At 62.1% G+C, this 19629-nt stretch carries 21 protein-coding genes; 13 read left to right on the top strand and 8 right to left on the bottom strand.

Features of this window, described 5'->3' with window-relative positions; genetic code table 11:
- Nucleotides 1–49 precede the first annotated feature (49 nt).
- The 10 genes from hemN to F1002_RS03690 all read left to right on the top strand — a co-directional run bounded on the left by hemN (nucleotide 50) and on the right by F1002_RS03690 (nucleotide 12465).
- Nucleotides 50–1453, top strand: a complete 1404-nt coding sequence (gene hemN / locus F1002_RS03645) for an oxygen-independent coproporphyrinogen III oxidase (RefSeq protein WP_150427654.1) — start codon at nucleotides 50–52, stop codon at nucleotides 1451–1453.
- Nucleotides 1454–1517: 64 nt separating this feature from the next.
- The gene (locus F1002_RS03650; protein WP_150427655.1) at nucleotides 1518–2189 is read left to right on the top strand and encodes a sulfite exporter TauE/SafE family protein; all 672 of its coding nucleotides are present in this window, start codon (nucleotides 1518–1520) and stop codon (nucleotides 2187–2189) included.
- 13 nt (nucleotides 2190–2202) lie between these two features.
- Complete coding sequence (locus F1002_RS03655; RefSeq protein ID WP_150427656.1) at nucleotides 2203–2628, top strand: universal stress protein; 426 nt, start codon at nucleotides 2203–2205, stop codon at nucleotides 2626–2628.
- Nucleotides 2625–4823: a cation-translocating P-type ATPase gene (locus F1002_RS03660; RefSeq protein ID WP_150427657.1), complete on the top strand. Its 2199-nt coding sequence runs from the start codon at nucleotides 2625–2627 to the stop codon at nucleotides 4821–4823. Before F1002_RS03655 ends, F1002_RS03660 begins: the two co-directional genes overlap by 4 nt.
- Complete coding sequence (locus F1002_RS03665; RefSeq protein ID WP_150427658.1) at nucleotides 4810–6567, top strand: bifunctional diguanylate cyclase/phosphodiesterase; 1758 nt, start codon at nucleotides 4810–4812, stop codon at nucleotides 6565–6567. Before F1002_RS03660 ends, F1002_RS03665 begins: the two co-directional genes overlap by 14 nt.
- A 7-nt stretch (nucleotides 6568–6574) precedes the next feature.
- Entirely contained in the window at nucleotides 6575–6781 is a 207-nt protein-coding gene (locus tag F1002_RS03670; protein ID WP_150427659.1) for a heavy-metal-associated domain-containing protein, read from the top strand.
- A gap of 43 nt (nucleotides 6782–6824) precedes the next feature.
- The gene (gene selD, locus F1002_RS03675) at nucleotides 6825–7871 is read left to right on the top strand and encodes a selenide, water dikinase SelD (protein WP_150427660.1); all 1047 of its coding nucleotides are present in this window, start codon (nucleotides 6825–6827) and stop codon (nucleotides 7869–7871) included.
- A gap of 231 nt (nucleotides 7872–8102) precedes the next feature.
- Nucleotides 8103–10277, top strand: coding sequence for a TonB-dependent siderophore receptor (locus F1002_RS03680; protein ID WP_223879439.1), 2175 nt, complete (start codon nucleotides 8103–8105; stop codon nucleotides 10275–10277).
- 20 nt (nucleotides 10278–10297) lie between these two features.
- Nucleotides 10298–11311, top strand: a complete 1014-nt coding sequence (locus F1002_RS03685; protein WP_150427661.1) for a Fe(3+) ABC transporter substrate-binding protein — start codon at nucleotides 10298–10300, stop codon at nucleotides 11309–11311.
- Between the two features lie 11 nt (nucleotides 11312–11322).
- Nucleotides 11323–12465, top strand: coding sequence for a DUF1513 domain-containing protein (locus F1002_RS03690; RefSeq protein ID WP_223879440.1), 1143 nt, complete (start codon nucleotides 11323–11325; stop codon nucleotides 12463–12465).
- A 68-nt stretch (nucleotides 12466–12533) separates the two neighbouring features.
- Here F1002_RS03690 and F1002_RS03695 read toward each other — a convergent pair whose 3' ends face one another.
- The 4 genes from F1002_RS03695 to F1002_RS03710 all read right to left on the bottom strand — a co-directional run bounded on the left by F1002_RS03695 (nucleotide 12534) and on the right by F1002_RS03710 (nucleotide 15271).
- Nucleotides 12534–12737, bottom strand: coding sequence for a (2Fe-2S)-binding protein (locus F1002_RS03695; RefSeq protein WP_150427663.1), 204 nt, complete (start codon nucleotides 12735–12737; stop codon nucleotides 12534–12536).
- A 237-nt stretch (nucleotides 12738–12974) separates the two neighbouring features.
- Nucleotides 12975–13457, bottom strand: coding sequence for a bacterioferritin (gene bfr / locus F1002_RS03700; protein WP_150427664.1), 483 nt, complete (start codon nucleotides 13455–13457; stop codon nucleotides 12975–12977).
- A 10-nt stretch (nucleotides 13458–13467) separates the two neighbouring features.
- Entirely contained in the window at nucleotides 13468–13953 is a 486-nt protein-coding gene (bfr, locus tag F1002_RS03705; protein ID WP_150427665.1) for a bacterioferritin, read from the bottom strand.
- Between the two features lie 88 nt (nucleotides 13954–14041).
- A complete protein-coding gene (locus F1002_RS03710) occupies nucleotides 14042–15271 on the bottom strand; it encodes an MFS transporter (RefSeq protein ID WP_150427666.1) in 1230 nt (409 codons plus the stop codon).
- 98 nt (nucleotides 15272–15369) lie between these two features.
- Here F1002_RS03710 and F1002_RS03715 point away from each other — a divergent pair, with 98 nt between their 5' ends.
- Nucleotides 15370–16017, top strand: a complete 648-nt coding sequence (locus tag F1002_RS03715) for an HD domain-containing protein (protein WP_150427667.1) — start codon at nucleotides 15370–15372, stop codon at nucleotides 16015–16017.
- 54 nt (nucleotides 16018–16071) lie between these two features.
- On the opposite strand, the gene F1002_RS03720 is transcribed toward F1002_RS03715, so the two are convergent.
- Nucleotides 16072–16536 (bottom strand): PaaI family thioesterase, encoded by a 465-nt coding sequence (locus F1002_RS03720; RefSeq protein ID WP_150427668.1) that lies wholly within the window; start codon nucleotides 16534–16536, stop codon nucleotides 16072–16074.
- Nucleotides 16537–16734: 198 nt separating this feature from the next.
- Between F1002_RS03720 and F1002_RS03725 the strand changes: the two genes are divergently transcribed.
- Nucleotides 16735–16965, top strand: coding sequence for a DUF2789 domain-containing protein (locus F1002_RS03725; protein ID WP_150427944.1), 231 nt, complete (start codon nucleotides 16735–16737; stop codon nucleotides 16963–16965).
- A gap of 31 nt (nucleotides 16966–16996) precedes the next feature.
- Here F1002_RS03725 and F1002_RS03730 read toward each other — a convergent pair whose 3' ends face one another.
- Together F1002_RS03730 and F1002_RS03735 are read right to left on the bottom strand one after the other, a co-directional pair.
- Entirely contained in the window at nucleotides 16997–17377 is a 381-nt protein-coding gene (locus tag F1002_RS03730) for a hypothetical protein (protein ID WP_150427669.1), read from the bottom strand.
- A gap of 71 nt (nucleotides 17378–17448) precedes the next feature.
- Nucleotides 17449–17853, bottom strand: a complete 405-nt coding sequence (locus F1002_RS03735; protein WP_150427670.1) for a phage holin family protein — start codon at nucleotides 17851–17853, stop codon at nucleotides 17449–17451.
- Nucleotides 17854–18009: 156 nt separating this feature from the next.
- Here F1002_RS03735 and F1002_RS03740 point away from each other — a divergent pair, with 156 nt between their 5' ends.
- Nucleotides 18010–18402 (top strand): glutathione S-transferase N-terminal domain-containing protein, encoded by a 393-nt coding sequence (locus F1002_RS03740; protein ID WP_150427671.1) that lies wholly within the window; start codon nucleotides 18010–18012, stop codon nucleotides 18400–18402.
- A gap of 104 nt (nucleotides 18403–18506) precedes the next feature.
- Here the strand turns inward: F1002_RS03740 and fliD are convergent, their stop codons facing one another.
- On the bottom strand, nucleotides 18507–19502 hold the full coding sequence (fliD, locus tag F1002_RS03745) for a flagellar filament capping protein FliD (protein WP_150427672.1): 996 nt from the start codon (nucleotides 19500–19502) through the stop codon (nucleotides 18507–18509).
- Nucleotides 19503–19629 lie beyond the last annotated feature (127 nt).

A 19629-nucleotide genomic window follows, 5' to 3' on the forward strand; every position in this document is an offset into this window, starting at 1 on the left:
GAATGATGCCTGCCGAACATAATCCGGGCAACATTTCGTGGTTTGTATAATGAATTTCACAACTGAAAATCTCGTCTTCGATCCGCAGATCATTCGCCGTTTTGACGTCAACGGCCCTCGCTACACATCCTATCCGACTGCTGATCGTTTCGTCGAAGCATTCGATGCGGAGGCTGCCAAGCTGTGGCTGGGCAAGCGCAACATCGGCGGAATCAGCAGGCCGCTCTCATTATACTTCCACATCCCTTTCTGTAACACTATTTGCTATTACTGTGCCTGCAACAAGATCATCACCAAGGATCACGGGCGCAGCGCCAAGTACCTGAAGTACCTGGCCAGGGAGCTGGATATGCAGGCGGCTGCGCTGGAAGGGCGCGATGGCGAGCATGAGGTGATCCAGTTGCATTGGGGCGGCGGCACGCCCACATTCCTGTCACATTCTGAAATGCGGCAGCTGATGGGTGAGACCCGCAAGCATTTCAAGCTGCTCGACGGCGGCGAGTATTCCATCGAAGTCGACCCGCGCAAGGTCGATTACGAGACCGTTGCGTTGCTCGGCGAACTCGGCTTCAACCGCATGAGCGTCGGTGTCCAGGATTTCGACGAAAAGGTGCAGGTCGCCGTCAATCGCGTGCAAAGCGAGGAAGAAACCGCGCTGGTCATCAACGCGGCGCGCGCCAACGGGTTCAAGTCGGTATCCATCGACCTGATCTACGGCTTGCCGCACCAGACGGTGATGGGTTTCAACCGTACCCTCGAACGTGTGCTGGCCATGGACCCGGATCGCCTGTCGATCTACAACTATGCACATATGCCGAGCCTGTTCAAGCCGCAGCGCCGGATCAACGAAACCGACCTGCCGTCGGCCGATACCAAGATGCAGATTCTGGCCCTGGCGATCAAGAAGCTGACCGAGGCCGGTTACGTCTATATCGGCATGGATCATTTTGCCAAGCCGGACGATGAACTGGCCGTCGCCCAGCGCCAGGGGCGCCTGCACCGCAACTTCCAGGGCTATTCGACCTATGCCGACTGCGACATGCTGTCCTTCGGCATCTCGTCGATCAGCAAGGTCGGGCCGAGCTACTACCAGAACGTCAAGACCGCCGACGAGTACTACGACCGCATCGACGCCAATGTCCTGCCGGTGTTCCGCGGCATCGAGCTGACGGCCGACGACATCCTGCGCCGTTCGATCATCCAGGCGCTGATGTGTCATTTCGAGCTATCCATCGAAAGCATCGAAAGCGCCCACCTGATCGACTTCCGCAAGTATTTCGCGGCCGAGCTGGAGGACATGAAGGAAATGGAGCGTGCCGGCCTGCTCAAGGTCGAGCGTGAATGGATTTCCGTATTGCCGCCGGGGCGCATGCTGGTTCGCGTGATTTCCATGGTATTCGACCGTTACCTGCGTGAAGGGCGGCAGCGGGCGAACTACTCGAAGGTGATCTGATCGCCTGACACGAGACGAACGGGCAGGTTAAACTGCCCGTTTTGCTTTTTAGTCCCGCCGTCCGATGCCTGATACCGGTTTTCTCGCCCTGTTCCTTGTCGGCCTGCTCGGCGGCACGCACTGCGTCGGCATGTGCGGCGGCATCGTCGGCGCCATGTCGATGGGCGGCAAGGCCGGGTGGGGAATGCATTTGGCCTACAATGGCGGGCGCATTCTCTCCTACGCTGCTGCTGGCGCCATCGCCGGAGCACTCGGCGCGGCCAGCATGGGGCTCGAAGGCCAGGTGCCGGCCCGCATGGTGCTCTACTTCATCGCCAACCTGATGCTGGTCGCGCTCGGGCTCTATCTGCTCGGCATCTCCGGCGCGCTGGCCTTCACCGAACGAGCCGGCCAGGGGCTGTGGCGTCGCCTGCAGCCGCTGACCCGGCGTTTCCTGCCGGTACGGAGCATCGCCCAGGCTTTTCCGCTCGGCCTGCTGTGGGGCTGGCTGCCTTGCGGCCTGGTCTATAGCGCCTTGGCCACGGCACTGGCTGCCGGGTCGGCCGGTCGCGGCGCGGCCGCGATGCTGGCTTTCGGGCTGGGTACTCTGCCCAATCTGCTGCTCGCCGGTCTGCTGCTGGCGCGGCTGAACGAATTCGTCAGGCGGCCGGTCGTGCGTACCATCTCCGGGCTGTTGGTGCTAGGCTTCGGGCTATACGGATTCTTCGGCCTGATGCGCTTGTCGGGCTGGATTTAATATAGGTTTCGTCATGAAAATCTTGTTGCCGGCGGATGGTTCGCCATGTTCGCTACGCGCCGTTGACCAGTTGATCGCGACCATCGACTGCTTGCGCGAAGTCCCGGAAATTCACCTGCTGCACGTTCATTTGCCCATCCCCATTGGCCGCGTTCAGGCGCATGTCGGCAAGGACACGCTGCATGCCTATTATCTGGAAGAGGGGCAGGCGCAGTTGCTGGCCGCGCAGCAGAAGCTCGACGCCGCCGGACGTTTTCATACCACGCATATCCATATCGGTCAGCCGCCCGAGGTCATCTGCAAGATGGCCGGCGAACTTGGTTGTGACCTGATCGTGATGGGTACCCATGGGCGCAATCCGCTTGCCGGGCTGGTCATGGGGTCGGTGGCGACGCGCGTGCTGCACCTGGCGCCTTGCCCCGTGCTGCTGGTCAAATGAGTGATACCGAATCGGGCCGGGTCGTCGAGTTTTCCATTGGCGGCATGACCTGTGCCGCCTGCTCGGCGCGCCTGGAAAAGGTGTTGAATCGCCAGGCCGGCATGCAGGCTACGGTCAATCTGGCGGCCGAACGGGCGCGGGTTCGGCTCTCTGGGCAGGCCGACGAGGCCGCCGTGGTGACTGCGGTGGCCAAGGCCGGTTTCGTGGCCCAGGTCGTCGATGCGCAGACCCGCGAGCGGGAAAAGGCCGCCAAGCAGCATGCCTATCAGCGGGAGATCCGGCGTTTCTGGATTGCCGTGCTGCTGACCTTGCCCTTGGTCGGGCAGATGCTTTTCATGTTCGGCGAACACGGTCACGGGAACGAGTTGCCCCGCTGGCTGCAACTGCTGCTGGCGACCCCGGTGCAGTTCTGGATTGGCTGGCGTTTTTACGAGGGAGCCTACAAGGCCCTGCGCGGTGGCGGAGCGAACATGGACGTTCTGGTTGCACTGGGCACCAGCATGGCTTGGGGCTTTTCTGCCGTGGTGACCATTTTCGACTTGCCGCAACACGTCTATTTCGAGGGCGGGGCAGCGGTCATCACGCTGGTCCTGCTCGGCAAGCTGCTCGAAGCACGGGCCAAGGCGCGGACTTCCGAGGCCATCGAGTCGTTGATCCTTCTGCAGCCGAAGACTGCGCGGGTCGAACGGGAAGGACAGTGGGTCGACATGGCCGTCGATGCCTTGATGCCGGGCGATATTTTTCTGGTCAGGCCCGGTGAACGTGTTCCGGTCGACGGCGAGGTGGTCGACGGGGAGTCTCGCGTCGACGAAGCCATGCTGACGGGCGAGAGCATGCCGGTCGGGAAGGGTGCGGGCGACCCGGTTTTCGCCGCCACCTCGAACGGGCAGGGTGCCTTGCGCTGCCGGGCGACCGGGGTCGGGGAGCATACGCTGCTGGCCGGCATCATCCGGATGGTTGGCGAGGCGCAGGGGTCCAAGGCGCCGGTCCAGCGGCTGGCCGACCGGATTTCTGCCATTTTCGTCCCGGTCGTCTGCGCGATTGCCTTGGCGACTTTCGTCGGATGGTGGCTGTATTCGGGCGAGTTTGCCGAGGCGCTGGTCAATGCCGTCGCCGTACTGGTGATTGCATGCCCTTGCGCCCTGGGCCTGGCGACGCCGACGGCGATCATGGTCGGCACCGGCCAGGGTGCAAAGGCCGGCATCCTGGTCAAGAACGTCGAGGCGCTGGAACGGGCCGAGAAAATGAAGGTCTTGGCCGTGGACAAGACGGGAACGCTGACTTGCGGCCTGCCTCAGGTGACGGATAGCGACGCGCGTGGCATGCCGGCCGGCGAAGCGCTGCGCCTGGCGGCGGGATTAGAGCAAAACTCCGAGCATCCCTTGGCGCGCGCCATTCTCGCAGCTGCAGCCGGTGAAGCCATCGAGCCTGTAAGCGGTTTCAGGGCCTGCGCCGGCCAGGGGGTGGAAGGTGTCGTGGCGGGGCGCTCGCTGCGCCTGGGGGCGCCGGAATGGCTGGGGCTCGAGAATGACGGCATGGTCCGCCACTGGCAGCAGGAAGGAAAGACAGTCGTCGTGCTGGCCGAAGGGGTCGAGATACTGGCTATTTTTGCCATCGCGGACGCCTTGCGTCCGACATCGCGGACAGCAATCGAAAGATTGCGTCGACGCGGTATACGCGTGGTCATGCTTACCGGAGACAACCCGAGAACGGCGGCAGCCATTGCAGCGCAGGCCGGCATCGAGGAATTCAGGGCCGGTATCCTGCCCGGCGACAAGGCGAGCGCCGTGAATGAGCTCAAGGCGGGAGGCAATCTGGTCGGCATGGTTGGCGACGGCATCAACGATGCACCTGCCCTGGCCGCGGCCGATGTCAGCTTCGCCACGGGGGCCGGTTCGGATGCGGCCATCGAGGCGGCCGATCTGACCTTGATTCGTAGCGACCTGCTCGGTGTGGATGAAGCGATTTCCTTGTCAGCTATTACTTTGGGCAAGATTCGTCAAAATCTTTTCTTTGCTTTCATTTACAATGTGACCGGAATTCCGCTGGCTGCCTTGGGTTTGCTCAACCCGGTCGTTGCAGGCGCGGCCATGGCGATGAGTTCGGTTTCGGTGGTTTCGAATTCCTTGCTGCTCAAGCGTTGGCGGCCGCGGAACCCAATGGATTACTCGGGGGCGTTCGATGGTCGGCACTGACGATCGTGAGCTTTTCGGGAAAGCGGATGTCGATAGTGGCGAGGAATTGGCAGATAGCACCGTGACGATGAACAATCAAGAAACAATGTTCCGTGATGCGATGGAGGCGGCCCAGGTGGGTATCTTCATCATTCAGGATCAGCGTTTCAAGTTCGTCAATCCTTTCCTGGCAGGCTTGCTGGGCTATTCGGTCGAGGAGATGATCGGCCGGATGGGTCCGCCCGATGTCGTCGCACCCGAATGCCAGGGGCTGGTTTACGAGCAGATGTCGTTGCGTGCGGCGGGTGCTGTCGGGCACGCCTATGAATTGACCGTTGTCCGCAAGGATGGTTCGACATTCCCGGCCACGGTCCAGGGCTCGCCGGCGGTGATTGGCGGTCGTCAGGCTTCGGTTGGAACGATTGTCGACATTTCGATGCAAAAATCCGCCGAGCAGCGCATACGCGAACTGGCCGACTACGATGTGCTGACCGGCCTGCCCAATCGCCGACTGCTGCGTGAGCGCTTCACCCAGCTGCAGGCTGTGGCTGAGCGGGAGGAAGCGGAGCTGGCGCTCATCTTCCTCGATCTCGATCATTTCAAGCGGGTGAACGATTCGCTGGGGCACAGCGTCGGGGACGAGTTGTTGTGCGAAGTCGCGCGTCGCCTGGGCAGTGTGGTTCGCCGCGTCGATACCCTTGCCCGCCTGGGCGGCGATGAATTCATCTTTGCCATGCCTGGCTTCCATACCGCGGCAGCGGCCGATGTCGCGCGACGGCTGATCGATGTCTTCGCCCGGCCTTTCGAGGTGGCCGGACATGAGTTGACCGTGACGCCTTCGCTGGGGATCAGCATTTATCCGCATGACGGTGACGATCTGGAAACCTTGTTACGCAATGCCGATACGGCGATGTACCGCGCCAAGGAGATCGGCCGCAACGCGTTCCAGTTCTACTCGAGCGAGATGAATTCTTCATCGCTGGATCGCCTGTTGATGGAGAGCAATTTGCGCCGCGCGCTGGCGCAGCGGGAATTCGTCCTGCATTACCAGCCGCTGGTCAATCTCGAGAGCGGCCTGATCATTGGCGTCGAGGCACTGATCCGCTGGTTGCATCCGGAATTGGGGGTCATCCTCCCGGATCGCTTCATCCACGTTGCCGAGGAGTCCGGCCTGATCAACCCGATCGGCGACTGGGTGCTGTGCGAGGCTTGCCGTCAGGCCCAGGCATGGCGCGACGAAGGGCTGCCGCCGATCACCATGGCCGTCAATGTGGCACCCGTGCAGTTCCGGCAATCGGGATTCATCGAGGTGGTTGCCGGCGCCCTGGCCACTTCGGGGCTTGCGGCGGGCCGGCTGGAACTGGAACTGACGGAACGTACCGTCATGCACGATGCCGATGCCACCATGGGAACCTTGTCGGCGCTGCATCGCATGGGAGTGGAGTTGTCGCTGGACGATTTTGGTACGGGCTATTCGTCGCTGGCTTATCTGAAGCGGTTTCCGGTCGGCAAGCTGAAGATCGATCGCTCCTTCGTCAATGACCTGGAAACCGATCCGGACGACTGGGCGATTGCCTCGACCATTGTCAGCATGGGGCGCAGCCTGCGCATGACCGTGCTTGCGGAAGGTGTCGAAAAACCCGAGCAATTGGCGTTATTGCGTAAAATGGGATGCGACATGGCGCAGGGCTATTATTTCAGCCGTCCGGTTTCGGCGGAGGGCATGGCCGACATGCTGCGTCGCCAACCCTTCATTCACGAGTAATCCGACTATGGAAAATACGATCATCAAGATCGGTGGCATGAGTTGTCAGGGCTGCGTCAGGAATATCGGCGGCGTGCTGACCGGGCTGCCCGGAGTGGCGTCGGCCGACGTCTCCCTGGAGTTGGCCGAGGCCAGGGTGGCGTTCGATCCGCAGGTCGTGGCGCGTGCCGCGCTGGTGGATGCCATTGAAGACGCCGGCTTTGATGCCGAATAGGTGTTTTTGCCAAAAATAACCAGCTTGACTCGAGAGAACAGCCGTGCCGGATGAATCCGTCAGATTGACCCAGCTTTCCCATGGTGGTGGTTGCGGTTGCAAGATTGCGCCCGCCGTTTTACAGAAGATCCTCGGCGAAATGACGCCCGGCATCGTGCCGCCCCAACTGCTGGTCGGTACGGAGACCAGCGACGATGCGGCGGTCTATCAGATCAATGCGCAGCAGGCGATCGTCGCGACGACCGATTTCTTCATGCCCATCGTCGACGATCCGCGCGATTTCGGGCGAATCGCCGCCACCAACGCCATCTCGGACGTCTACGCCATGGGCGGTACGCCGCTGTTTGCACTGGCGCTGGTCGGCATGCCGGTCAACGTGCTGCCGCTGGAAACCATCGGCAAGATTCTTCAGGGTGGCGAAGATGTCTGCCGTGCGGCCGGTATTCCCATCGCGGGTGGACACACCATCGATTCGGTCGAGCCTATTTACGGGCTGGTTGCCATCGGCCTCGTCAATCCGGCGCACCTGAAGCGCAACTCCGGCGCGAAGGCCGGCGACAAGCTGATTCTGGGCAAGCAGCTCGGGGTTGGTGTTTACAGCGCGGCGCTCAAGAAGGATCGGTTGCGCGCCAGCGATTACGAGGCCATGGTCGAGACGACCACCCAACTCAACACCCCGGGGCCGGTTCTCGCCTGTCTGGACGGGGTGCATGCGGTGACCGATGTCACCGGTTTCGGCCTGGCCGGCCACCTGCTCGAGGTGTGCAAGGGCAGCGGTCTGCGGGCCAGGGTCAATTATGCCGACCTGCCCCTGTTGCCGCGGGCGCGGGAATTCGTCCAGGCCGGCCTGATGACGGGGGCGTCGGGGCGGAACTGGGCGAGCTATGGCGACCGGATACGCCTGGCGGCCGATCTCGAGGCGCCGGCGCAGACCCTGCTGACCGATCCCCAGACCTCGGGTGGCTTGCTGGTGTCCTGTGCGCCGGATACCGTGACCGAAGTGCTTTCAATCTTCCTGCAACATGGCTTTTCGCATGTGTCGGTAATCGGCGGGATGGATGAAGGCGATCCGGGTGTCGACGTAGTCTGATCCCTTTTTCTTCGGCAAATAAACAACGCCTTTTTCGTTTTGACCAAGGCAGACGATGCATCGGGTTGCCTTGGTTTTGTTAATGAGATATATTCTCATTATCGTTATTGATCGTGTTCTGCCGTCCGAGGGGGATATTCTCGTGGCTGATACGTAGACGAACCCAATGTACGGCAAGCCAGCCTTTATGCCAGCCAGCCAATTTTGACTGACTATAAAAAAGGCCTGCACGTGAAAACTCAACACCACCCGGGGCGCAAGGCTCCGCTCGTCCCCAATTTGTCGGGGAAGCCCGTATTGCTTGGCCGCCGGCTGCCGCTGACGGCAGCCGTGACTACGGCACTGCTTGCCATGGGCGGCAATGCCTGGGCCGAGGATGACAAGACCCTGAATGCGGTGACGGTTACCGCGACGCAAGAGCAGCAGGATGGCTATCGCGCCACCAAGACCCGGGTCGGCAAGGTGGTGCAGGACCCGCACGATGTGCCGCAGGCCATCACGACCGTGACCCGCGCCCTGATCGAGGAACAGGAAGCCAATTCGCTGCGCGAGGCGCTGCGCAACGTGTCCGGGCTGAGTTTCAACGCCGCCGAGGGCGGACGTGCCGGCGACAACATGAACCTGCGAGGTTTTTATACCTTCGGCGACATGTATCTCGACGGTATCCGCGATACGGCCCAGTACAACCGCGAGTTGTTCAACCTGGAACAGGTCGATGTGCTGCGCGGCGCGGCCGCCATGCTCTTCGGTCGCGGCCAGGCGGGCGGGGTGATCAACCAGGTCAGCAAGACGCCGATGCTGTACGGCATCAACAAGGTCGGCGTCGGTGTCGGTACCGATGGTTTCCGGGAGGTCAAGGCCGACCTCAATCAGCGGGTCGGCGATACCACGGCCTTCCGGCTCAACGTCATGAACCGCGACGAAGGCAGCGCGCGTACCAATCCGTATACCGGCGTCGAGCCGGAAATTCATCGCATGGGCTTCGCGCCGAGCATTTCCTTCGGGCTGGGCACCAACCACGAAGTCAACCTGAGCCATATGTGGCTGAAGACGCAGGACAGGCCGGACTACGGCATCCCGTTCAGTGGCAAACGCCCGAACGAGGCGATGGCGAAGGCCGGCAACTATTACGGCGTCGCCTCCAGTTTCGACGACAGCGAAACGAACGTCTCGACGCTGAACTACCTGTTCAAGATTTCACCGGATACACAGTGGCGCACCGTGCTGCGCGCTGCCAACTACAAGCGCTCCTATTGGGCGGTGGCAGGGCAGGGCACGCTGACTGCCAACAGCACGCAGCAGCAAGCCAAGACCCGTCAGTTCAATACCGACAACTATGTGCTGCAGAGTGACCTGAATACCGCCTTCACCGTATTCGGCATGAAGAACGAGTTGATCACCGGTGTCGAATACCTGTACGAGGACTCGATCCGCTGGGGCTTGCGCAACCTCGGCACGGCCAACAACCCGCTGTACAGGCCAGGTGAATTCACGACGGCGGCGCCGGCGACCTACAAGGGCGAGACCTATAGTGCCTATGTGCAGGACACCCTCGAGTTCGTACCCGACTGGAAGCTGACGCTCGGCATCCGGCGCGACATCATGAAGTCCGACTATTTCACGACGACGGCCTTCAGCGGCAACTTCGGCGAGAACAGCTACCGTACCGGCCTGTCCTGGCAGCCGACCGCAGCACAACACTACTATGCCGGTTGGAGCGATTCGTTCAGCCCGACAGCCGATCTTTACCAGTTGTCCGGCAGCCAGTACCCGGCGGAGCGCTCGAAGGTCCTCGAAGTTGGCGGCAAGTGGTTGCTGGCCGACGGCAATCTGTCGCTGCGCACCGCGCTGTATCGGGCCAACAAGGATTGGGAGCGCAACACCGATCTCGAATCGACGGCGAGCATCCTGACCCGCAAACGCCGCTCGGACGGTTTCGAGCTTGAGGTTGCCGGCCGCGTTACCGACAACTGGGAAGTGTTCAGCGGCCTGTCCTACATCAACGCCGAAATCCTCGATGTCGCACCGTACAACGCTGCCAATCCCAACCAGAGCGGCAACGTCAACTTCATCGGCCAGTCGCCGCGCAACACGCCGAAGAAGACCTTCAACCTGTGGACGACCTATCGCTTGCCGTACGGTTTCAAGGTTGGCGGGGGCATGGAGTACAAGAGCCGCCGTTACGGCGCGGCGCCTACCGGTACCGCTCCCTTCAACCCGAACTGGGTCGATTCCTACGTGCGTTGGGACGCGATGGTTTCCTACGATCAGCCGAAGTACACGATCAAGTTCAACGTCCAGAACGTTTTCGACAAACTCTATTACGACGCACTGTATGACAGCGGCGGCTTCACCGTGCCCGGCCAGGCCCGCCGTTTCATCCTGAGCACCGAATACAAGTTCTGATCGCGCCGGAGTACCCATTCATGAAAAAACAACTGACCCTGATCGCGCTGGCCGCGCTGGCGAGTTTCGCAGCGCAGGCCCAGGAAAAAGTCCTCAACCTGTATTCCGCACGCCACTACCAGACGGATGAAAAGCTCTACGACAATTTCACCAGGCAGACCGGCATCAAGATCAACCGGATCGATGGCAAGGAAGACGAACTGATGGAGCGCATTCGCAACGAAGGCGCCAACAGTCCGGCCGACGTGTTCATTACCGTCGATGCGGCGCGCCTGGCCAATGCCGAAGCGCTGGGCCTGTTCGCGCCGGTCAAGTCGAAGCTGCTGGAGAGCCGCATTCCGTCCCATCTGCGCACCGATTCCTGGTTTGCCTTCTCGACCCGGGCCCGCGTCATCATCTACAACCGCAATGCGGTCAAGGCCGAGGACGTCGCCACCTACGAGTCGCTGGCGGATCCGAAGCTGAAGGGCAAGCTGTGCAGCCGTTCCGGTTCGCATCCCTACAACCTGTCGCTGGTCGCCTCGCTGATCGCGCATGACGGCGAAGCCACGACCGAGGCGTGGGCCAGGGGCGTGGTTGCCAACTTTGCCCGGGCGCCGAAGGGCGGCGATACCGACCAGATCAAGTCGGTCGCCCTGGGTGAGTGCGGCGTGGCGGTGTCGAATACCTACTATCTGGCTCGCCTGATCCGTTCCGACAAGGTCGACGAGCGGCGCATGATGGAGCGCGTCGGCATCGTCTGGCCCAATCAGGCCAATCACGGCACCCACATCAATATCTCCGGCGCTGGCGTGGTAAAGACCTCGAAGAATGCGGATGCCGCCGTCCGCTTCCTCGAGTACCTGGCCAGCGACGAGGCGCAGCGCTACTTCGCCGATGGCAACAACGAATGGCCGGTGGTGGCCGACGTCGCGACCGGCAATCCGGCGCTCGAGGCGATGGGCAAGTTCAAGGCCGATGCCCTGCCGATCGGATCGCTGGCCAAGAACATCGTGGCGGCCCAGAAGCTGCTCGATCGTGCCGGTTATCGCTAAGGAGAATGCAGATGCCAATCACCATGAGCAGACGCCATTTCGTCAAACTGCTGGGGGCCGGCGGCTTGCTTGCCCAGGCCGGCCTGGCCTGTTCGGCCGATGAAAATCCGCAGTCGGCACTGATTGCCGCCGCCTGGCGCGGGCCGAATCCGGGCGATACGTATTACGCCGGCGTCCTGGCCGCCGACTGGGTGCGGAAGAAACTGGAAATCCGTCACGCGGTGGCGTTGCCGACGCGTCCGCATGGCCTGTATCCGGAGGCGGACGGCAGTTTGCTGGTGGTCGGCGTGCGCCCCGGCGCGTGGCTGATGCGTATCGATGCGGCGGGCGTGGTCAGCCGGCAGATCAATCTGGAGGACGAAGCGTCGTCGGCGCGCCTGAACGGCCATGTCATCCCCAGTTTGAAGGGCGACCAGCTCTACACCACCGAAACCGATTTCAAGACGGGTCGCGGCCGGATCGGCGTGCGCGACCGTGTCACCCTCGGCAAGCTTGCCGAATGGGAAACCCACGGCCTGGAACCGCACCAGTTGCTGCTCGACGGCGACGGCAACCTGATGGTCGCCAATGGCGGCATACCGCGCACGCAGGGAGACAAGAAATACGACCTGCATCGCATGGATTCGTCGCTGGTTCGCCTGGACGGCAGCAGCGGCAAACTGCTGCGCCGCTGGAAGCTGGATGATCCCCGTCTCAGCATGCGGCATCTGGCCTGGAGCCATACCCGCTCCGGCGAGGCGTACCTCGGGGTAGCCATGCAGGCCGAGCACGAGGATTCGGCACAGCGCGCCAACGCGCCGATTCTGGCCGTGCTGGATGGCGACAGCCTTATCGCTCCGGCACGTTCAGGCGACGGGGCCGGCTACGCGGGCGACATCGCCGCCGCGTACAACGGCGGGTTCGCACTATCGAGCAACCAGGCAGGTCTCGCCCAACTCTGGCATCCGGGAGCGCCGGACAAAATGGTGCCCATTGTCGAACTGCAGGAAGCCTATGCATTGACCGAATGGAAAGGCCCTCAACCCGGGGGCGGGGTTCTCCTGGCCACGGGCTTGGGCCTGGTGCGCTGGCATCCGACCGCCAAGGCGTCTTTCCTGGCCTGGCCGAAGCCGATGGCGCTGGATAACCATTGGGCGCTGATCAGCGAGGTTTGATGGGCTCGCAGGGTTTTCCGGACGAAAAAAAAGGAGCCTCTGGCTCCTTTTTTTGGTTATCCGTTGCTTCAGGCGGCCTGGCGGGCAAGCTTTCCCGGCTTGGCCGATCCGCCGTGCACTTCGCGCAGGCAATCGTGGGCGCAGGAGGCGCAGCGGCCGCAGTCGCGGGTGACGCCGAGTTCGCGGCGCAAATCTTTCAGCGTACGGGCACCGCCTTGTGCGGCTTCGCGGATTTGCCTGTCGGTAACAGCCTTGCAAACACAAACGTACATGAACGATCTCCGCTCGCTACGGTAATGAGAACTGTTCCCAGTTTATTTGAATGAGAATGAATGTCAATAACTATTTAGGGCGATGGCTGGTGATTGTGTTTTGACCGTCCCGTTGCGGGCGCCGGGTATCGCATTCGTCAATGCTCGGACTGGCAACGATGGCGATGCTGCATTTTGCGTGGACAAAAAAAGCCGCAACAGTCGTTGCGGCCCTGATGTCGTTGCCGAGGGGGCGAATCAGTCGCCGCCCGGCTCCATGTGTGCCTGCAGGTAGTTCGGCAGGGTCACGTTCTCGATCAGGCTCTGCTGGGTTTCCAGCCAGTCGATGGCCTCCTCGCAGTGTTCCAGCAAATCTTCGAGCAGTTCCCGGCTGACATAGTCCTGCAGTTCCTCGCACAGCGCGATGGCCTCGATCAGCAACGGGCGCTGCGTCTCCCGCTCGTACTTGAGGTCGCCTTGCAGGCATTCGACGACGTTTTCGCCGATCAGCAGCTTGCCGAGGTTCTGGAGGTTGGGCAGGCCTTCGAGGAAAAGGATGCGTTCGATCAGTTCGTCGGCTTCCTTCATGACGCGGATCGACTGCTTGTATTGGTAGTCGTTGAGTTTTTCCAGCCCCCAGCTGCGGAACATGCGGGCATGCAGGAAATACTGGTTGATCGATGTCAGCTCGTTCTTCAGTACCTTGTTGAGTACGTCGATGATTTTCTTGTCGCCTTTCATCGTACGCTCCTCAAGCCGGGTTGCCCGAGCCCATCTGGCTCTGCTGGTAGTTTTCGAGGCCGACCAGATCGATCAGCCGGAGCTGTTTTTCCAGGTAGTAGGCGTGATCCATCTCGGTATCCTCGAGCTGTATGCCGAGCATGTCGCGGGTCACGTAATCCTGGGCTTTTTCGCAGGCGGCCATGGCTTTCTTCAGTTCGCCGACGACCTTGTATTCCACGGCGAGGTCCGATTTGAGCATGTCGGGGACGGTCTTGCCGATCTTCAGGGCTTCCCGCTTGGAGAGGTCCGGCTTGCCTTCGAGGAAGAGGATGCGCTGGATCAGGGCGCGGGCATGCTGGCGCTCATGGTCGGATTCGTGGATGGCCTTGTCGGCCAGCTCCCGCAAACCCATGTCGGCATACATTTCGCCATGGATGAGGTACTGGTCCACGGCAGTCAGTTCGCCGGCCAGCAATGCGTTCAGGATGTCGATGATTTTCTTGTCGCCCTTCATGGCTTTCTCCTTGGGGAATCAGTTTTCCAGAATGGCATAGGGGGTTGTGGAAAGCAAGGCGGGAGAAGCGCCCGTGCTGCCCGAAACGCTAGCGGTCGGCAGCAGCCGGAGGCGTTCGTCCATGCATGACGATGCGGGCCACGAACCAGATCGCCAGCAGGTTCGCAGCGACGGCCACGTAGCCGACCAGCGGATAACCGACGATCTTCCCGCTGCCGTCGAGGCCGGTCAGGAAGCCGGCCAGCGTCGTCGCCAGGCCCATGGCCAGCGACTGCACGGTGCCGTTCAGCGACATGAAGGTGCCGCGCAGCTTGGGCTGGGCCGATGAGGCGATGATCGCCATGGCCGGGATCATGCGTCCCGAGACGAGCACGAAAAAGGTCGTGCTGAAGATCAGCCAGATGCCCAGTGGCAGGGTTCCGGCGTGGGTCACGGCCAGGAGCGGCAGCATCGCCAGCAGGGCGATCCGGCGATAGACCTCGATCTTGCCGTAGCGGTCGGCCCAGTGGCCGATCAGCCGCGCACTGATGAAGGTGGCAGTACCGCCGACCAGATAGACGATGGGAATGTCAGCCTGCGCGATGCCGACGTTGTTCACCGCATAGACGGTGATGTAAGGAATGATCGTGAAGCCGGAAAAGATGATCAGCGCCGAGAAGAGCAGGGCGCGCAGATGGTTGGCGTCGCGCAGCACATTGAAGGTTGCCGACAGCAGGTGGCCGCGCTTTTCCTCGTCCATGTGGTGGCGCAATTCGGGCAGGAAGCGCATGCCGACGACGATGAACAGCACGCTGAGCACGGCGATCAGCGCAAACGGCGCCCGCCAGCCGAGGTGGTTGGCCAGCCATAGCGACAACGGCACGCCGGCAATCGTGGACAGCGAAAAGGCGCTGGACACCACCCCGCTGGCCCGGGCGCGCCGGGAGAAGGGAATGGCGTCGCCGATCATGGTGTGGATCAGCGCGCCCATGATGCCGCCGAAGACGCCGGCCAGACCGCGGGCAATGAGCAGCGTGGCAAAGCCCGGGGCCAGTCCGCAAGCCAGCGTGGCCAGCCCGAACAGCGCAAAGCAGGCCAGCAGGACGCGCTTGCGCTCGAAGAGGTCGATGAAGGTCGCCGCCAGGATGCCGGATACCGCCGCACTGAAGCTGTAGGAGGCGACCAGCAGACCGAACTCGTGGGTGCCGATGCCGAAGGCCTGCATCAGGATCGGGCCGAGCGGCATCATGATCATGAAATCGAGCACGTGGCTGAACTGGATTCCGGCCAGCGTGAGCAGGAAGAAACGTTCGGCACGGGGCGTCAGGGTGGCGGTCATCGACGGATTCGGTGGGCGAAGGGAGCAAGGATACGCGGTGCGGCGCGGCGCGGTACACTGCAGCCCCTTCCGTCACACGAAAACACGAGAAAATCCCCATGCCCACTTTGGTTGACCGCGTTGCCGCACACATCAAGGCGCGATTCCTAGCCGAAAGCTCCGGCCACGACTGGCATCACATCAACCGCGTCTGGCAGCTGACCCGGCGGATCGCCGCGCAGGAAGGCGCGGACAGCGAAATCGCCGAACTCGGCGCGCTGGTGCACGACATTGCCGACTGGAAGTTCCACGGCGGCGACGACAGCGTCGGCCCGCGCGAAGCCGAAAAGCTGCTGCGCAGCGAAGGCGCGAGCGAGGCGGCGATTGCCGCCGTGGTCGACATCGTCGCTACCATTTCCTTCAAAGGTGCCGGCGTCGTCACCGCGATGCGCACGCTGGAAGGGCAATGCGTGCAGGATGCCGACCGCCTCGATGCCATCGGCGCCATCGGCGTCGCCCGCTGCTTTGCCTATGGCGGGCATGCCGGGCGTCTCCTGCACGATCCCGACGAGCCGCCCGTGCTGCACCAGAGCGCAGCCGCCTACAAGGCCTCCAAGGGTGCCAGCCTCAACCACTTCTACGAAAAACTCTTCCTGCTCAAGGACCGGATGAACACACCGACCGGCCGCGCCATGGCGGAGCAGCGCCATCGCTTCATGGAGGAATTCGTGGCGCAGTTTCTCGCCGAGTGGAACGTTGCCGGCTGAGACCGGCGTTGGGCGCTCGCCGGCCCGCCCCCGGGCGAGCAGGGGCAATCGTGATTATTTCGCCACGAAGGTATCCGGCATCTGCAGGGCCACCACTTCGCCGCGTGCCGTCGCCACGCCCTCGGCGTAAACCGTCACCTCGACCACCACCTTGCGGCCCTTGATTTCCTTGACCTGGCCGCGCAGCACCAGTTCCGGACCGAGCGGCGTCGGCTTCAGGTAGCTGACCTGCAGCGAACCGGTCACGAAGCGGAAGGCAGGCAGGCTGTCCATGGCGCGATTCTCGGCACGATACATCGCGGCAGCGGCTGTTCCGGTGCCATGGCAGTCGATCAGCGAGGCGAGCAGCCCGCCATAGACGAAGCCGGGGATCGCCGTATGTTCCGGGTGCGGCTGAAAGCGGGTGACCGTTTCGTCGCCCTCCCAGAAGGTCTTGATCTGGTGGCCGTGTTCGTTGTTGCGGCCGCAGCCGTAGCAATGCGCGAGATTCTCCGGGTAGTAGTCCTGAAAGGCCTGCATGCTGTCTCCTCGTTGTTCTGTGCAAAAAGGCATCGTAGGCGAGGCGCCGCCGGGTGGCTACTGCCGGAGAGGACAGGATTCGTGCAAGTTCCGCCAGCCCCGTATCGCGTGCCGCATGCCTTGGCGGATGCAACGCGAGGGAACGCTTGGCGGGCCGGCCCGTCCAAATACCGGGTCATCGAAATCAAGGAGCATGTCATGCAGGCACCGTTGCATACCCTGAACAACCTGTTCGCCCAACTGGGTCTGCCGAGCGGCGATGCGGCGATTGACGCCTTCATTGCCAGCCATCGTCCATTGGACAACGGCATTGCGCTCTACCGGGCATCCTTCTGGAGTGCCGCGCAGCGGAATTTTCTCAAGGAGGAAATCATCGGGGATGCCGACTGGGCCGCAGTGATCGACGACCTCAACGGACGCCTGCGCTAGGCCGGACGTTTCCGGCAGCCGGGGCTGCCGCTTAGTTGCTGTCGGCGTCGGCCACCAGCTTGCCGCCCGAGGCCATCACCCGCTCGCCGAGCGCCTGCACCATGGCCTGCGCTTCCTCGGCGGCTTCCTGCATCTCCTCGGCGGTCAGCGGCCGGGCCAGCGCTTCCAGTTCGATGCGCTGGATATTCGGGCATTTCTCGACCACTCCGTGCAGGATCGAATCCACCTTCTTCGCTCCCAGGCCGAACAGCACCCTTTCCAGCACGAACAGGCGAACGACGATGATCTCCTCCGGGCTTTCCGCACTGGCTTGTACCGCCTGGATTTCCTTGCGCAGATAGCCGCGGAACTTGAGCGGCGTGATCTCGGCGGGAACCTGCAGGACGGAGGAGCGGAACTGGCCTTGGATCATGATCGGCAAAAGGACGGAAAGCGGCGATTCTCGCAGAAGGACGGGGGAGGGGAAAGCCTGAATGCAGGTCGCTACATCGAAATCGTCCGGCCGGAAGGCGGTAGGCGATAGACCTCCATTTCCGTATCCGGTGCCAGCGAATTCAGGAACAGGCTGAAGAGGGAGATGAACAGGCCGGCGAAGAAGGCCGTCCAGAAGCCGGAAATCGTGAATCCGCGCACCAGTTTGGCGACCAGCAACAGCATCAGCGCGTTGATGACCAGCAGGAAGAAACCGAGCGTCAGGAACGTCAGCGGTAGCGTCAGCACGACCAGGATGGGCCACAGCACGGCATTCGCGAAACCCAGCAGCAGCGCCGACACGATCAGCGCCGACTTGTCCGAGAAGCGGATGCCGTTGAAGACGAGGCTGGCCACCCACAGCGAAAGCGCGGTGATGCCCCACTGGATCAGGAAGCCGGTCAGGTTGGCGAGCATGGTTTTTCCGATTGAGCGAAGCGGTCATTATCGGGCAAGTGCATCGATGTCGGAACGGATGCTCGCCTCGCCATACGGCTTATCGTCAGCCGCCAGGAACTCCATGGCCTGTACACTGCCTTAAGCCCATCTTTTTACGGAACCCAGTCATCAATCATGAAAATTGTCGTCAGAGCCTTCTTCAAAACGCTTCGCATCATCCTGGGCCCCTTCATGCTGTTCGGCGAATTCGTCACCCGGCCGAAGGCCATGTCGCGGCCGGCAGCGAGTCAGGCCGAGGTCGATCGGCAGTGCGCCGGCATCGTTCTCTACCAGTACAAGACCTGCCCGTTCTGCATCAAGGTGCGCCAGGAGATGCGGCGTCTGGCGCTCAACGTGCAAAAGCTGGATGCGCAACAACCGGGCGCCAACCGCAATGATTTGATCAATGGCGGCGGCAAGGCAAAAGTGCCCTGCCTCAAAATTACCGATCCGGCCGGCAATACGCAGTGGCTGTACGAATCCGGCGAGATCATCCAGTACCTGCGCCGCCGTTTTTCCACCGCCTGACACACCCGGCCGATACGGAACGATCCTTCTGTCAGCTAGTTTGAGCAGCAGCCTCGGCTTCTTTCAAGCCAGGCTGCTGTTTCATTCACACTCAAACCGCCGGTTCAGGCAATGCCGTGCTTCGCGTTGTAGTTGGCCAAAGCCTTGGCCAGCTGCCCGGTCGGTTTCGCCGGGTCGCCCAGGCCGAATTCGGCCTGCAGCGAGGTCATGTTGGTGTCGATGTACGCAATGACGCGCGACAGGTTGTCCAGGCGGTTATTGATGAAATTGCCGGCCGAATTCAACAGCTCGGCTGCCTTGGCGAAATGGGCGGTGAATTCGTGCAGCGCACCGATGGCGGCCGACTTGCCGCTCGCCAGCGCCGCATCCAGCCGGGCGTTATCGACGGTTGCCAGCTTGGTCACCGGATCGATGCTCAGGCCCAGTCCGGCCATGCCGCGCAGCCCGTCCTTGGCGCCATGGAACGGGTTGGCAACGCTCTGCTCCAGTTCCCACTGCGCCACCCTGGCCGCCTGCGTGCCGGCGAGCAGACCGCCATCCTTCAGTTCGCTGCCGAAACGCTGCATCCAGGCGTTGTAGGCATCGGCAAAAGCCTGCACGCGGGCGCGGATTTCCTCGCTGCCGGAAGAGGTATCGACGCCGCCCAGCTTGATGGCCTCCTGCTGCAGCGTCGACACGTAGGCCTTCATGTCGCTCATTTCCGACGACTCTGCCTTGTAGGCCACGGCCCGGGCGTTGATGTTCGTCATCATCCGGTAGGCTGACTCCGGGTCGAACAGCGCCATGTTGCGCCCCGTGGCTGAAATGCCATTCGTGCCGCTGACGCCGGCCGCACTACCCAACAGGGCATCCAGCGCCGAATTGCCGGAGGTTTTGCCGGCCCCGAGAATATCGGCAAAATTTGCCCCGCCTGCCGCTTTGCCGGAACCTGACGCGGAGCTAGCCAGCGTATTGAGGGCTTGCGACTGAATGCCGGCCATCTGCAACTTCAGCGCGGACGAGAAATCCACCGCGTCCGCCGAGCCAGCGGCCGGTGCCGCCTTGCCACCCTGGAGCTTCGAGAAATCGAAACCCTTGCTGTTGATTTGATTGATCGACATATCGCCTCCTGCTGTCTGGAAGGCCAAAGGCCTTCGTGATGCTTCATGTCGGGGTGCAAGCAACAATCACACCTGTTGTAGAGGTGGCGTTGGATTGTGTAGTAGGCCAGTAGAGCCTCCCGTCCGG

Origin of the sequence: Dechloromonas sp. CZR5 (assembly GCF_008711155.1) — a bacterium.
GTDB lineage: Bacteria > Pseudomonadota > Gammaproteobacteria > Burkholderiales > Rhodocyclaceae > Azonexus.